Origin of the sequence: Halosimplex salinum (genome assembly GCF_003730195.1) — an archaeon.
In the GTDB taxonomy this organism is placed as follows: domain Archaea; phylum Halobacteriota; class Halobacteria; order Halobacteriales; family Haloarculaceae; genus Halosimplex; species Halosimplex salinum.
Map to the genome: position 1 here is coordinate 272,746 of NZ_QWGG01000001.1, position 14,567 is coordinate 287,312.

A 14,567-nucleotide genomic window follows, 5' to 3' on the forward strand; every position below is an offset into this window, starting at 1 on the left:
CGTTCTAACTTTCTGAACGAGTGTTCGGCATCTGGGGATGGGGCGGCCAACTCGCGGTTCGTCGGCCGGGCCGTGATCCGGAGCGGTGCCCTCGGCCTCCCGACCCGCCGGGCGGATCACAGTTTCTTCACCCGGCTCGCGCGCAGCGGCGTCCACTCGAGTCCGGGGCTGCCGTCGAGGAACCAGACCCTGACCGCGACCGCCAGGAACAGGAGTTCGCTCACCAGGTAGACGGCCCCGAGCGGGGTCGAGAGGAAGGCCGCGAACAGTTCGACCAGTTCGAAGAAGTGCGGGAGGACCGCGGACGGGCCCGATCCGGGCGCGGGCGTGAGCGGCCAGAGCAGGAACCACAGTTTGGGGTCGCCGCCGAGGACGACTGGATACAGGACGTCCCCCGGGAGATGACTCAGGTAGCCGACGGCGAACGCGACGGCGAGCCGTCCCCGTCCCGTCGGGACGGCGACCAGGAGGACGAGCAGGCAGAGCGGGACCGCGGTCAGCAGCGAGTGGGCGACGGTCGTCCCGCCGGGGACGACGCCGAGCCACCAGCCCAGCGGCTTGTCCACGAGGTCGGGGAACTGCGTGCCGAGGGCGACCGCGACGGCGCCGCCGGTAGTCGGCGGGGCTCGGAAGACGAGTCTACTGAGCGCGGTGTAGGCGAGGTAGCCGACCGCGAGGTGTTCCCAGGGCCACATATCAGCGGATCCTGTTCATGCGCGGGTGGGGGGAAGCCTGCCGGATTGTTATGGTCTCGTTACGGCTTCGGCCGGGGAGTCAGCCTCGGCGTTCTTCGGGCGGTAATCGCGGTACGGAAAGCGAAATATCTGGAGCGTCGAAACCTCTTTACGTGGTAGCCGACTCGGTGTGAGTACAGCGGAAACTGGGACGCAAGCGGGTCCCACAGACAACAGCCGTGTGAGTACCCGGTTACCGACCTGGTGTGGGTCGCAGGCGTTCACACCGTATCCCGCAACTTCCGCATTCAACAATGAGCACAGATTGGGACGACGTCAGCTTCGTCATCAGTTCGCGCTACCGTGTCGCGGTCCTCAAGCGACTCGCAGACGGCCCCTCGACGCCGTCGCAGATCGCTTCCGACGAGGACGTGGGCATCGCACACGTCTCGCGGGCGCTCCAGCGCCTGCGAGAACGAGAGCTCGTAGACCTCCTGGTCTCCGACGACCGGAAGAAGGGCCGCGTCTACGGGCTCACCGAGCAAGGACGCGCCGTCTGGGACAAGATCGAAGCGGAGAACATGGTCTGACCCAGCCGCCCCCGTCGCGACTGCCGACGAAGCGACCGCCACCGCCGGCTGCCCCGTCCCGAGCCCTCTTCTTCGAAATTCGCCGAGTAAGCTGATTCAAACGACGGTAACGCCCCCATATACCGCCCGTGTCAACCGACTCGTCGCCCGACGTGACCCGCCCGCGGGCAGCCCACTTTACAGGCATAGGTTTGTAATGCTTTCTGGCGGGTAAGAACAAGTTAGGGTCCACCGGATCGCAGGAACGGGGTCCATTCCGCGGGCGGTCGCTCGCGCTCGCGAACCGTGGTCGAGGTCGGCGAGCCCAGCGACGTGTGTCCGTCCGATACGAGAGGATCTGGCATCGTTCGTCGGTGCTGCGGGCCAGTGGAGGCGGTTTCTACCCGATTGCGGGATTCCGGCGACCGGCGTGCCGACTACCCGGCAGGGACAGTCGTGATAGGGGCGATCGATTCCCGGATACGTGCCGAGCAGTGGCCGAACAGGCGCTGTTCGACCGCGTATCGCGAAGCGGCTTTAGGGGATGGATTACTATGGAGTCGTAGGACCACCGATCAGTCGATGACGGAACATCTCTCCGACAGTGATCTGGAGCGGATCGCGCAGTTCGCGGACACTCCAGCGTACAAGCGGGACCCTGAACAGCTGCTCCCCGAAGACGTCGCCGAGGACTGACTGCGGGCGTCCGTTCGAGCGACAGCCGCTGGTTTCTGGCGGCCGCGATTGCGACCACGTAGTCTCGACCACCGCCCGACTCGGGCGACGCTCGCCACGCGCAGCGGACAGCGCGGCGTCTCGTCGGCGTCGTCTCGAGCACCGACACTTCGGGTGTCGGCGACGGTCGAAGCGTCGTGTGGCGCCGCTCAGGCGGTCCGAGACCCACTGGCTGTCCTCGCCGGTCACGCCTGACGACGCAGGTCGTCCGGGACCTGACGGCGGTTCATCGCCCAGACGACGATGTGTGCGCCGACGGTGAGGAGGAAGCCGGAAAAGATGATGACGCCCAGCGTCACTTCGGTCATGTCCGCGAAGATCCAGACGTTCAGGTTCGACAGAGCGACCAGCGAGATCCCGAGGATCGCGAGCGGCAGATAGAGGTACTGCCACGGGACCTCGCGCTCGCTGGGGTTCAGGTACTGGTCGACGTCGTTGGCGGCCGACGTAAGCTCGACCTCGCCCGTGTCCTGGTCGTACTCGACGAGGCCGGCGTCCTCGAGTTTCGGCACGTGCGTCTGGTACAGCGAGACGTACACGCGTTTGCGCTGCTGTTTGGTCAGTTCTTCGACAGTCGTGTCGTTCTCCCAGGCCGCGACGTCCTCGGCCAGCTCGGTAAGCTCGACCGGAGCGTCTTCGGTGCGGAGTAAGTAGAGAACGTACCGTCGTCTCGCGCTACTCAAGATGTCGAAGACGACGTCCTGGGTCAGGGTCTCGTCCTCTATCGACATCCCCGATTAGCCCCCGCGCCGTTCTGTCAGCGGATTGCCACATATCGTGGCCCCGTCGTTGTCGTATCTCGACACAGGCAGGCAGATTAGTGGGTATCACTTTGTTACGAACCGGTTACTCCGGCGGGGTGTAGAGGAACGGAGAATTTGAGCGGAGAGACGGCCGCTACGACCGAAATCTGCGATGTCGCCCCTCCGGTCGTCGCCCCACGCTCCCCGTAACAGCCCGCTACTAGTCAAAGGAAACGCATAACAAAGCCGACTCTCAGCGCTACCACCGGGTGATTCATGAGCCAGGGACGGCCGACTCCGGCAGCCACACTATCGCCGCGGAACGACGGGCTACGTTCGCCGAGCCAGCCCTTGACGCGGGTCGACGCGCAGCAGCCGTGCGGGGGCGCGCGACGAGATCGGGTTCGAACGATCCGTGAGACCGGTCGACGCGGGGGGAATCGATGACGGACAGGGTTCGAGCCGGCGTCGTCGGCGTCGGAAACATGGGGCGTCATCACGCTCGCGTGTACAGTGAACTCCACGACGTCGACCTGGTCGGTGTCACGGACGTCGACCGCGAACGAGCCGACTCCGTGGCCGCCGAGTTCGACACTCGCGCCATGAGCCGGGACGAACTGCTCGCACGGACGGACGGCGTCTCGGTCGCCGTGCCGACGCGGTTTCACGAGGCGGTCGCCCGCGAGGCCATCGACGCCGGGACGAACATACTCGTCGAGAAGCCGTTCGTCGCCGACCCCGAGGTGGGACACGACCTGCTCGCGGCGGCGCGCGACCGCGGCCTCGTCGTCGGCGTCGGTCACATCGAACGGTACAACCCCGCGATCGTCGCGCTCCGGGACGTGATGGTCGACGCCGACCCCATCGCGTTCGCGGCCCGTCGACAGGGTCCGCCGGTCGACCGCGACAGCGTCGACAGCGTGGTCTTCGACCTGATGATCCACGACATCGACGTGATCTGCTCGCTCACCGACGAGGCGGTCACCGACGTGTCCGCCGTGGGCGCCGCGGACGGCGGCCACGTCGTCGCCCAACTCGAGTTCGAAGACGGACTCGTCGCGTCGCTCACGGCCAGCCGCGTCACCCAGGAGCGGGTGCGCGACCTCGCCGTGACCGCCGAGGACTGCCACGTCGAGGTCGACTACATGGACCAGTCGGTGCAGATCCACCGCCACTCGCTCCCCGAGTACGTCGCGACCGACGGCGACGTGCGCTACCGACACGAGAGCGTCATCGAACGCCCGACCGTCGAGACCGGCGAGCCGCTGAAAAACGAGCTCTCGTCGTTCGTGGAGTCCGTCCGCGACGGCACCGAGCCGCGGACGACGGGCGAAGACGGGATCCGCGCCGTCGAACTGGCGGCCCGGATCGAGGCGGCCGCGGAGGGCGACGCGGACACGACCCCGACCGAGGTGCCGAACCCGTGAAGCCCCAGCGCTCTGAGCCGACGCGACTCCACGGAGCGGAGGCGCCCGAAGCGACGCAGCGCCGGGCCTTCACCGGCGGGTCGGTCCCGGTCGCGGTGTACGGCCTCGGGAAGATGGGCCTCCCGCTCGCCGCCGTCTACGCCGCCGTGTCCGGTAACGTGACCGGCGTCGACATCGACGAGGACGTCGCTCGCGCGGTCGACGCGGGCGAGTGTCCGGTCGAGGGGGAGCCCGGTCTCCCGGAGACGGTCCGGCGACTCGTCGCCGACGGGTCTCTCTCGGCGACGACCGACGCGACGGCGTCGGCCGCCGCCGCGAGCGTCCACGTCGTCATCGTCCCCACCCTCGTCGAGGACGACCAGCCGGACCTCTCGACGCTCGAGGCCGCCGTCCGGTCGGTCGGCGCGGGCCTCGACGCCGGCGACACGGTCGTCATCGAGTCGACGGTCCCGCCCCGGACCTGCCGCGACCGCGTCGGCCCGTGGCTCGAAGCCGAGAGCGGCCTCGAACTCGGGGAGTTCGGCCTCGCGTTCTGTCCCGAACGGACGATGAGCGGCCGCGCCCTGCGGGACATCCGCGGGAGTCACCCGAAGGTGGTCGGCGGCGCGGACGACGAGAGCGCTCGCGTCGCCGAACTGATCTACGGCGAGATCACCGACGCCGAGGTGATCACCGTCGACGACTGCACGACGGCGGAGTGCGTGAAGGTGTTCGAGGGGCTCTACCGCGACGTGAACATCGGGCTGGCGAACGAACTCGCCACCCTCTCCGGGGAGTTCGGCGTCGACGTGACCGAGGCGATCGAGGTCGCGAACACCCAGCCGTTCTGCGACATCCACGACCCCGGTCCCGGCGTCGGCGGCCACTGCATCCCGTACTACCCGTACTTCGTCATCTCCGAGTTCGAATCGGCGACACCGCTCCTCCAGACGGCCAGGCACGTCAACGAGTACATGCCGGAGTACACCGTCGATCAGGCCGTCGACGCGCTATCGGACCAGGGGCGAGACCTGGGCGATAGCACCGCCGCGGTGTTCGGCCTCACCTATCGGCCGGGCGTCGACGAGACGCGCGCGTCCCCGGGAGTCGACGTGGCCGAACTCCTGGCCGACCGCGCCGACAGCGTCTACGCGGTCGACCCCGTGTGCACGAGTTCACCGCCGTCGGGCGTCGAACGGGTGTCACTCGACGAGATCGGCGCGAGGGAGCTGGACCTTGCGGTGATCGCCACCGCTCACGACGAGTTCGTCGAGATCCCGTGGGAGGCGTTCGACGACCTGGTGGTCGTCGACGCGCGACGCCAGTTAGACGCCGATGCCGTACCACACCCCGTGTCGCGACTCGGAGACGGGTCCGACGAGCGCTAGCCTGAGTCGACCGTTCTGACGAGGATGTCGCCGTCCGCGTGGACGGTGACTTCGTGGTCGCCGAGTTCGAAGACGACGCGTCCGCCGACTGCGGTCTCGGCCTGGCCCGTGAACAACTGGTCGAGCGCGTCCGGGTCGACCACGTCGTAGAGCGGTTCGTCCATCTCGACGGGTTCGACCCCACGCGCCTCGGCCAGCACTTCGATCACGGCGATGCTGATATCCGTCTCGTCCTCACGCTCGGCCGCTGTCGAGTAGACGACCTGCGTAGAGTCGGTCCCACCGCCCTTGCCGTCGGTCGTTCGGTTCGACATCGTCACGAACCCCGGCCCCTGTCGTCCTGGCATGCAGAATCCATTCGAATTCACTCCGAAGGTCTGGACGGGGTAGTAAGAATCTTCGGGTCCGTAACTGAGGGTCACCAAGTACGTTCCCGCCACCGGCGACCATCGAGTCCGTCGCAGACACCGTAAGCGATGCCCGACTGCTGCGCGCCATCCGTTCCATCTACTTACACGTCTGATAACGGACACATCCCGCCGACGGTAAGTGTCGGTTGTCTCGCGGGCGAGCCGAAATCGGACGACGTGTCGACGGCCGAACCGTTCGGTAGGGTGTGACGATAGTCACACGTCGGCGTTCGTCCGGGAGTGGCGCCGACAATCGGTCGAAATGGGTCCATTACCTCGGGAACGGCCCCCCTAATCGAGGAGTTTCGGTGGCAACCACTCACTACTGCCCTGCGAAAACTGAGGGCGTCCGGTAATGAGATCGTTATTTGCGCGGTCGGGATTGTTCAATCAAGAAAGATTAAGTGTCCGTGACTCGTCACGGACGGACGGCGCAACACACTCTGTGGAGGGGTCTCCAGCGCCGGGGGTACGGACACATGAATGCAGACATATCCCACGAATCGGACACGAATCGACCATCAACTGTTTCCCGGGGACGAGCAGACACGTTCCAGCGGGCGAACGATGAGTAATCGTTTCCACGGCGGATCGACCGATCGAACTCCGCCCGAAGAGCGCCCGCTCCTGGAGGTGAGGGGCTGATGTCGTCCACGTCCCAGCGTGCAGACGACCAGGACCTCCTCCCGGAGGAAACCGACGAGCAGTCGGAAGCCAGCGAGGCGGAAGCGGCCGCCGCGAGCGCGGCGGAGGAGCCGGAGACGAGCTCGGAACTGCCGCTCGACCACGTCTTCGAGATCCTCAAAAACGAGCGACGCCGGACGGTGTTGCACTATCTCAAGGAACACGGCGGAACCGTGTCCCTCGGAGAGCTCGCGGAGCACGTCGCCGCCGTCGAGAACGGCACGACAGTCGCTCAGGTGACGTCCAACGAACGCAAGTGCGTGTACGTCGGGCTCTACCAGTGCCATCTGCCGAAGATGGACAACATGGACATCGTCGAGTTCAACCAGAACCGCGGCCGTATCTCGCTCGGTCCGAACGCCGAGCAGCTCTACGAGTACCTCGAGGAGTCCGACGAGGTAGACCGGCCGTGGCCGCTGTACTACGGCTCGCTGACCGCCGCCGGCACGCTGTTGCTGGCCGCGAGCCAGCTCGGTGTCGCACTGCTCACGCCGACCCTCGTTTCGGTCGTCGTGCTGTTCGGCATCGTCGGCGTCGCCACCGCGCAGTCACTCGACCAGCGCCAGACCGACTGACATCCGGTCCGTCCTCCGATTTTTTCACGCTCCGTCACCGGACGGTGTTCAACAATCAGCTCGAAAAGAGAGCGTCGCTACCGGTCGACTCAGCGCACCGCACCGAGTTCGACGAACGACGGTTCGGTCGCCGAGATCCAGGTCGCCATCCGGGTGTGGTCGTCGACGCCCGCCGGGTAGATGGTGCACTGGTCCGGCTCGTCGTCGTACCGCTCCACCACCGCCCGCAGTTCCCACGTCGGCGCTTCGCGATCACTCTGCCACTGACCGGTCCTTTCCGTCGACATACGACGACAATCACCCCAGCTACCCATTGTAATTGGTCGTCTACAGAATCCGTAGCGGGCCTATACACTCGAAACTCGATGCAACCGTCGCAACTGTCCCCGTCACGCGATCACTGACAGCGGTACACTTCCTCGCCGGCCACGAACGCTCTCGACACCGTCGGAACGGGGTCCGGATCGACGACGACGAGGTCCGCACGCGCGCCCGGTGAGAGTGTGCCCCGGTCGTCGAGGCCGGCGACCGCTGCCGGCTCGCTCGTGACGCGGGCGACGCGCCGTTCGAGCGGTTCGCCGGTGTCGACGAACACCGACGCGAGCAGGGCCTGCGGGCGATAGTCCGAGCAGAGCAGGTCGACGACGCCCGCGTCGATCGCTTCCCGGGCGTCCAGATTCCCCCAGAGGCTCCCGCCGCGAACGAGGTTCGGGGCGCCCATCGCCGTCGCTGCGCCCCGGTCGGTGGCCCGGCGGGCGGCCGCGAGCGACACGGGATACTCGCAGAGTTCGACGCCGTGGTCGACGGCGTCGTCGACGGCGGCCGGGTCGCCGTCGTCGTGGGTGGCGAGCAACACGTCGGTGCTCGCGAGGTCGGTAGCCAGGTCGGCTACCCGCTCGCGGACGGTGGCCTCGGTCACGTCACGCCGTTCGCGCCCGACCCGGGCGGCCTCGTCGGTCGCGGCGCCGCGCCCGTCCGCGTAGCGACTGGCGAAATCCGTCTCGTCGGCGAACTGACCGCGGCCCGGCGCGTGCGCCATCAGCGAGACCACGTCGACGACCGGTCGGTCCGCCAGATCGCCCACGGCGGCGACCGACGCCGCGTCAGTGACCTCACAGCGCGCGTGGACGCGATGGTCGGCCAGGAGTCCCTCGTCGGCCGCGACCGTCTCCAGGAGCTCGCTCGCGCCCTCGATCGACCGGTTCTTCTCGGGCGCGTCCTCGAACGCGATCGCGTCGAACTTGGTGGTCACGCCCGCGGCCATGGTCAGTCTGTCGGCGGCCGCGAGCGCCATTCGCGTGTCGACGCGCTCGCCGGAACGGGGGTACAGGTACCGCTCGACGTCGTCGCCGTGCAAGTCTATCAGTCCCGGCAGGACGACCTGGCCGGTCGCGTCGACCCGACGGCTCGCGCCCGTCGGCTGGTCGGTGCTGTCGGCCGGCGCGTCGACGGCGAGGATCTGATCGCCGTCGAGGACGACTCGCCCGCCCTCCAGCGCCGTGTCGGGGGTGACGACCGTCCCGCCCTCGACGACGACGCGGTTCTCGTCGGTCGGTTCACTCATCGTAGTCCACCGTAACGGGCGACAGCGATAGTTATAGGTGGGCTAAGGTCTGCGATACGACCGGTTCGGGCAGTTCCGACCGTCCTCGCCGGTCGCGATCGGTATCCGGGCGTCGAAAGAACGAACGGGGCCGGTTCGGGGCGGCCGTCGCCGCTTCCCGTCGAGCGGTCGGGGCGGCGAACTCCGGGTCGGCGGAACATGGCATCCGAACGGGGTCCACCACGTCTCCCTCTCCCCGACTGAGCGGACGGTCAGTCGACACTTGGTTATACGTCGCATATGCCGGCATAGGAGCGGGAACACGGCGGTATGGCCGATCGAGGCGTTCCGGAGGTTTCGGACGTTGACGGCCGTCGCGTCGACCGATCGATTCGATATCCGCAGCTCTGGAGCGTCGAGCGGGGAAACGACCGGTTGTCTCGCCGTAGCCGGCCTTTACCGCGTTCGCTCCCTCGTGAACGATTGTGGCCGTTTAACAGTCTCTCACCCCACACTTCGGATGCCGTCGACCCAACGACCGGCACCACCTGACACGCCCGAACCCCTGTGCATCGCCGACGAGGCTCCCGTTCCCGTCGGCTTCCCAGCCCACCGGTCGGCCGCTCCTTCGGTGTGGCGCCCCGCACGGGGCGTCACACGGGAAGACGGCTGCGTCTACCAGCGGTCCGTGGACGTCCGTCGGCTCGACCGCCCGTGACCCGAACGAGCCGGCGCGGGCGTCCATCTTCGACGTACGACACCGCTCAGCGACGGTTTCGGTCCCCTCCGGCACGAACATGATCTCGCACCGATAGGTGTAAGTCGGAGCCGTGAGTGAGACCTTGACATGGGTTCGGACGCTACGACGCGGAGCAAGGTCGCCCGACTCATCGCCGAGTACGACCTCGACGGGATGGGCGATCGGCTGGAGGCCCGCTGGACCGGTGCGGGCAGGTCGCGGACGAGTCTTCGAGACCTGGCCGACGAGTTCAACGAGGCGCTCCTCCGCACCGCGATGCGCCGGGCCGACGGGAGCCCGACGGAGCGCGTCGTCGAGCGGACCTACGAGACGCTGACCGAGCCGGACGTGAGCGAGGGGCGGAAAGCCGAGGTGCGCAACGAACTCGCGCGGAGCGGGGTGGACGTCGACGCGCTCCGCGAGGACTTCGTCTCACACCAGTCGATCCACACGTATCTCACGGAGGTCCGCGAGGCGTCGTCGCCCTGTGATGGCGCCGACCCGGTCGACACGGACGTGGAGACGATCCAGCGACTGCTCGGGCGGACACAGACCGTCGCCGAGGGGACCCTCGAGCGCCATCGATCGGCCGACCGGATGACGCTCGGCGACTTCGACGTCTTCCTCGACCTCAGAGTCCGCTGTCACGACTGCGGCGCCGACCGCGAGGTGGTCTCGCTCCTCCGCGACGCCGAATGCGACTGCTCGGGATCAGGTGAGGGCAGCGACGGTCACGGTCGAAAATCCGAGTCGCGCGACCAGTGAGCCGGTGTTCGCGGGCCGGACTCGTCCGAAGGGGCCAGTTCTGGGCTCGTCCGAACAGGCGGGGCCGTCTCCGGTCGGAGCGTCGAACGGCCGGGTCTGGCAACCGTCGGGTCATGGGGACGAACGTCCGTCCAGTCATCGAGACGAACGTTCGTCGATGGCCCGGACCCGACGGTGAGTGCGACGGAGTAGCTCTCGAGGCAGACGCGGTGGGATCGGGCGCGCGTTCGACCGCGTCAGGGAAATCTCGGCGGCGGTGATTCGGGTTCGGAGTCGTCGTCGCTCACGCGTGCCTCCGTCGCTCGAGCAGGTCGGCGTCGTCGGTCAGCTCTATGCGCTCGTTCGTGCTCTCGGCGACGGTCCGTCGGTCGATGGTGAGCGTCGACCGGGACGCGCCGGCGTCGGTGGGGCCGACGTCCCGGTGCTCCGCGCGCTCCGGGTCGAGCAACACGTGCGCCCGGTCGCCGTCGACGCGGACGAGCGTCCCGACTGCCGAGCCGTCGCCGCTGATCACGCGCTTGCCTCGGTCCGTCCCCTTGAAGTTCCGTCTCATGCTGGTGCTCCGATCCGCCGTCCACAGGCCTGCGGACGCGGAATCGTCCCTGTATAGCCGATTCTATCGTATAAACCCGGACGCCTGTCCCGACAGGTGCACCACTCTCCCGACCGTTGCACTGGGGTTACGAGTCCGGTAAGCCGGTCGTACCGACCCACACTGGGTGGCCCACAGCCACCCGAGCACCCCGTCGAATCCGACCGAGATGGTCCGCCCCCGACATATATCTACAATCAGTACGGTCTTCCAAACGATCGAAGTTCGGTACTGTTCGTCTAAGCGACTCGCTCCTGACCCGATACTATTCCGTTTCTCTACGCGGTTTTCCTCGAGCACCCTATTTCGATCGCCGCTCGAAAACGACGAATCGGCGGGAGAAGAGCTACTTCCACCGCTCTACCCGACACTCGGCCCGAAAACTGTCTGCCGATTCGTATATTGTTCGAGTGATGTACGAATTTATGGTACTTTGAGTGACGGTGCGCCGGTCGGCGGCCGGAGTCAGGGGGCGCCGGCGAGGACGAACGTGCTCTCCGAGCTGCCGTTTACGATCTGGCGTTCTTCCTCGGGGTCGATCCGGAGGGCGTCGCCCGCCGTCATCGAGACGTCTTCGCCGTCGACGGTGACTGTGGCCGCACCCTCGACGAGTACGTACACCTCTTCCTGTCCGTCCTCGGCGTGGTCGTGTGGTTTGCCGGTCCAGTCGGGGTCACACTCCAGCACGGAGACCCCGAGGTTCTCGCAGTCGAGGTCGTCGCGCAGGAAGTGCAGGCCGCCGCCGACCGGGTCCACGTCCGCGTAGTTGACTTTGGTAGGTGCCATCGGCCGACACTATGTCAGCGAATCCGTAATAAACTTCGCCGGTTCGCCACCGGACCGACGGCGCGACAGACGGCCCGGCGGAGAGACACCACGGTCCAGCGGCGCGAGACACCACGCGGTCCAGCGGCGGCGGGCCGCGCTCGCTCAGTCGTCGGCGAGCACGTCGGTCGCGACCGTCGAGTTCCCGCTCAGAGAGTCGAGCGGGACGGTCTCGGTGCCGGCCGGCGTCTCGATAGTCGCGGTGACGGCGACTTCCATCGCCGAGGACTCGCCGTTCCGCACGTGGCGGACCCACCACTCGTCCATCCGCGAGTTGTCGAGTTCCATCGTGAACTCGACGGCCCGCGACTCGCCCGGCGGGACGGTGTAGCTCTCCGGGACGGTCCGGTTCGCGAGCACCACGCCGCCGAGTGTCACCCGGTAGTCGATGGCGGTGACGGTCACTTCCTCGCGCTGCTGATTTTCCAGGGTCGCGCGCACGTCGACCGGTGCGGTCTCGGGCGTCGCCGTCCCCCACGCGACCGATCCCGGCCGGACGACGAGCGTCTCCCGCCCGCCGACGGTGACCGTCTCGGACTCCGCGTCACCGATCCCGGCCAGCACGTCGGTCTCGAACTCGCTCGTCCGGTCGGGGACGGACACGTCGAACTGCGTGAACCCGAGGTCGGCACGAACCGTCGGGATAGTCCGGATCGTCGACCGCTCGCCGCCGTTGATGTGACGCGCCCACCACGACGGCACGCGGGAGTTGTTCATCGCCGACGCGAGCTCGAACTCGGACCGACCGGCGTCGAGACTCGCGACCCGCCGGTGGCCGCTGGCGACCGGGACGCCGTTGATCTCGGTTCGCTGCGACACGTCGAGCGCGAGCAGGTCGTTTATCGCCGCGTCGCTGTTGGTGTTGTTCAGCGCGACCGTCGTCAGCACCTCCGTGGTCGCGTCGGTGACCTCGCCCCACTCCCGGTCCGCGTCCGCGACCTCCGGGCGATCGAACGAGACGTCCTGCGCCGGCGGCTCCCGGGCAGTCACGCCCGTCGCCCCGCCGCCGAGCACGTCGGTCTCGAGGTCGAGCGACCGCTCGTAGATCCGGAGCGGGACCCGCTCGTACTCGCCGTCGCGTTCGACGAGGCCGTAGAGTCGGACGGAGACCTCGCTCCGCTCGCTGTCGTTCACGTGGTTCGCCCACCAGTCGGCCATCTTCGCCGAATCGAGCGCCATCCGCACGTCGAGCGTCCCCGTCTCGCCGGGGTCCACTGCGACGCCCGACAGCCGACGGTCGTCGGCCAGCGTCACGTCGTTCATCTCGACGGTGTACTCGACGCCGTCGAGGGTCACCGGGTAGTCGTGGACGTTCTCGACCGTCGAACTGACGGTCAGCGGCGTCACCGACTCGTCGGCCTCGCCCCACTCCGCGGTCTGGCCTCGCACGCGGAGGAACGGTTCGCCCTGGAAGTCGACCGTCCGCTCGCCGTCGCCGGCGAAGCCGCCCAGCAGGTCCGTCTCGACGGTCGAGCGCTGGGCGGGCACCTCCCGGGAGAACCCCGGACCGGAGACCGTCGCCTCGACGCGCAGCGTCGACCGCTCGTCGCCGTTGACGTGGGTGACCCACCAGTCCGCGATCCTCGTGTTGGACATCTGCGTCGAGAGTCGCAACTCGCTCGTTCCCGTGCCGAAGCCGACGCCAGTCTCCTCGCCGCGGGCGAGGACGACGTCGTTCAGTCGGGCCGAGTACGCCACGTCGACCACGCCCGGCACGCCGACCGGGTTCGGGTTGTCCACGGTCGCGGTCGTCCTGATCTCCGTCGTCTCGCCGGTCACCGTCCCCCACTCGCTCTCGACGCCCGAGACCGACGGCTCCGAGAGGACGCCCGTCCCGACGAGCACGCCGACGGCGACCGCCGACAGCAGCACGACTCCGAGAGATATCGCGACGACCCGCTTGATCCGGCGGCGAGAAAGCATCACCGGAGGGGAACCCCTGCAACGGGAAAAGGGTTCGGCTCGAGTCGGTGAACTCGGCAGGACGTCGACCGGATCTGCGTAACTGTCGATCGGAAGTCGTGAGTTACGGTCTCGCCAGTGACAGGGATCTGCGTGGGTCGCCACCGATTTTCACCGCGGTCTCGGTCCTCTTCTCCGTACCTCGGTTCTCTTCTCCGTGCCTCGGTGACTCTCACCGCGGTCTCCGTCGAACTCGTCGCACCGCCGGAGCGAGCGGTCCTCGAACCGTGTAAGCGCGATCTACCGTGCGTAACTCCGGGTATCGATCCCGATGGCGCCGAATAATTAACTCGACGACACGAAAAGGTCGCGGCGGATGAAACGACGAACACTGGTCAGACTGCTGGGCGGTGCGGCCGTCGTCGGCACCGCCGGTTGTCAGACCGACGACGGCGGTGCCGGGGGACCGGCCGCCACGACGGACGGTTCCCCGACGCAGACAGATCCCGCCGCGCAGACGGGGTCGCCCACGCAGACAGCGTCCCCGGCCCAGACCGACACGCCCACGGAGACACCGATGACATCCGAGACCGACCAGACAGCGACAGAGGACGTATCGCAGGCCGACGGGGTCGTGACCATCACCGCCGATGAGAGCGTCGAAGCGACCGTGGACCGGATCGAGAGCGACGGTGAGGACGGCCCGCTGACGCTGATGACGACTGTCGACCACGCGGAGAACGCCGCGTCAGTCGACGAGGAACTCCCACCGACCACGCTCCTGATATTCGGCAACCCCGCCGTCGGGACGCCGCTGATGCAGGCCAGCAGGACGGTCGCGATCGACCTCCCGCAGAAGCTGCTCGTCTGGGAGGAGGACGGACAGACGAGAGTGGCCTACAACGACCCGGAGTATCTCGCCCGGAGACACGGCATCGAGGGCCAGAGCGACCGGCTCGAACAGATCCGGTCCGCGCTCGACGGGCTCGCGTCGGGCGGCGAGTAGCCCGTCCCGCC

Annotated in this window: 14 protein-coding genes; 6 read left to right on the top strand and 8 right to left on the bottom strand. The window is 67.5% G+C overall.

Annotation, left to right across the window (positions count from 1 at the left end):
* Nucleotides 1–116: 116 nt before the first annotated feature.
* A complete protein-coding gene (locus tag D1409_RS01305) occupies nt 117–695 on the bottom strand; it encodes a metal-dependent hydrolase (RefSeq protein WP_123533272.1) in 579 nt (192 codons plus the stop codon).
* Between the two features lie 293 nt (nt 696–988).
* Between D1409_RS01305 and D1409_RS01310 the strand changes: the two genes are divergently transcribed.
* Nucleotides 989–1,264 carry a winged helix-turn-helix domain-containing protein gene (locus tag D1409_RS01310; RefSeq protein WP_123533274.1) on the top strand — a complete coding sequence of 92 codons (276 nt, stop codon included), beginning with the start codon at nt 989–991 and terminating at the stop codon, nt 1,262–1,264.
* A gap of 899 nt (nt 1,265–2,163) precedes the next feature.
* On the opposite strand, the gene D1409_RS01315 is transcribed toward D1409_RS01310, so the two are convergent.
* The gene (locus tag D1409_RS01315; RefSeq protein ID WP_123533276.1) at nt 2,164–2,709 is read right to left on the bottom strand and encodes a DUF7344 domain-containing protein; all 546 of its coding nucleotides are present in this window, start codon (nt 2,707–2,709) and stop codon (nt 2,164–2,166) included.
* 455 nt (nt 2,710–3,164) lie between these two features.
* Here D1409_RS01315 and D1409_RS01320 point away from each other — a divergent pair, with 455 nt between their 5' ends.
* Together D1409_RS01320 and D1409_RS01325 are read left to right on the top strand one after the other, a co-directional pair.
* A complete protein-coding gene (locus D1409_RS01320; protein WP_123533278.1) occupies nt 3,165–4,148 on the top strand; it encodes a Gfo/Idh/MocA family protein in 984 nt (327 codons plus the stop codon).
* Nucleotides 4,145–5,515, top strand: coding sequence for a nucleotide sugar dehydrogenase (locus D1409_RS01325; protein ID WP_123533280.1), 1,371 nt, complete (start codon nt 4,145–4,147; stop codon nt 5,513–5,515). The genes D1409_RS01320 and D1409_RS01325 overlap by 4 nt, the downstream gene beginning before the upstream one ends.
* Here the strand turns inward: D1409_RS01325 and D1409_RS01330 are convergent.
* A complete protein-coding gene (locus D1409_RS01330) occupies nt 5,512–5,862 on the bottom strand; it encodes a HalOD1 output domain-containing protein (RefSeq protein WP_206424948.1) in 351 nt (116 codons plus the stop codon). The genes D1409_RS01325 and D1409_RS01330 overlap by 4 nt on opposite strands.
* A gap of 707 nt (nt 5,863–6,569) precedes the next feature.
* Between D1409_RS01330 and D1409_RS01335 the strand changes: the two genes are divergently transcribed.
* The gene (locus D1409_RS01335) at nt 6,570–7,184 is read left to right on the top strand and encodes a DUF7344 domain-containing protein (protein WP_123533282.1); all 615 of its coding nucleotides are present in this window, start codon (nt 6,570–6,572) and stop codon (nt 7,182–7,184) included.
* Nucleotides 7,185–7,273: 89 nt separating this feature from the next.
* On the opposite strand, the gene D1409_RS01340 is transcribed toward D1409_RS01335, so the two are convergent.
* Both D1409_RS01340 and D1409_RS01345 read right to left on the bottom strand, forming a co-directional pair.
* Complete coding sequence (locus D1409_RS01340) at nt 7,274–7,471, bottom strand: DUF7511 domain-containing protein (protein ID WP_123533284.1); 198 nt, start codon at nt 7,469–7,471, stop codon at nt 7,274–7,276.
* A gap of 110 nt (nt 7,472–7,581) precedes the next feature.
* Nucleotides 7,582–8,748 (bottom strand): alpha-D-ribose 1-methylphosphonate 5-triphosphate diphosphatase, encoded by a 1,167-nt coding sequence (locus D1409_RS01345; protein WP_123533286.1) that lies wholly within the window; start codon nt 8,746–8,748, stop codon nt 7,582–7,584.
* A gap of 826 nt (nt 8,749–9,574) precedes the next feature.
* On the opposite strand from D1409_RS01345, the gene rdfA reads away from it, so the two are divergent.
* Entirely contained in the window at nt 9,575–10,231 is a 657-nt protein-coding gene (gene rdfA, locus D1409_RS01350) for a rod-determining factor RdfA (RefSeq protein ID WP_123533288.1), read from the top strand.
* 283 nt (nt 10,232–10,514) lie between these two features.
* On the opposite strand, the gene D1409_RS01355 is transcribed toward rdfA, so the two are convergent.
* From D1409_RS01355 to D1409_RS01365, 3 genes are all read right to left on the bottom strand, one after another.
* Nucleotides 10,515–10,784: a hypothetical protein gene (locus D1409_RS01355; protein ID WP_123533290.1), complete on the bottom strand. Its 270-nt coding sequence runs from the start codon at nt 10,782–10,784 to the stop codon at nt 10,515–10,517.
* Between the two features lie 504 nt (nt 10,785–11,288).
* Nucleotides 11,289–11,609 (bottom strand): cupin domain-containing protein, encoded by a 321-nt coding sequence (locus tag D1409_RS01360; protein WP_123533292.1) that lies wholly within the window; start codon nt 11,607–11,609, stop codon nt 11,289–11,291.
* Between the two features lie 144 nt (nt 11,610–11,753).
* The gene (locus tag D1409_RS01365) at nt 11,754–13,571 is read right to left on the bottom strand and encodes an LEA type 2 family protein (RefSeq protein ID WP_123533294.1); all 1,818 of its coding nucleotides are present in this window, start codon (nt 13,569–13,571) and stop codon (nt 11,754–11,756) included.
* Between the two features lie 355 nt (nt 13,572–13,926).
* On the opposite strand from D1409_RS01365, the gene D1409_RS01375 reads away from it, so the two are divergent.
* Nucleotides 13,927–14,556: a DUF302 domain-containing protein gene (locus D1409_RS01375; protein WP_206424949.1), complete on the top strand. Its 630-nt coding sequence runs from the start codon at nt 13,927–13,929 to the stop codon at nt 14,554–14,556.
* Nucleotides 14,557–14,567: the final 11 nt, after the last annotated feature.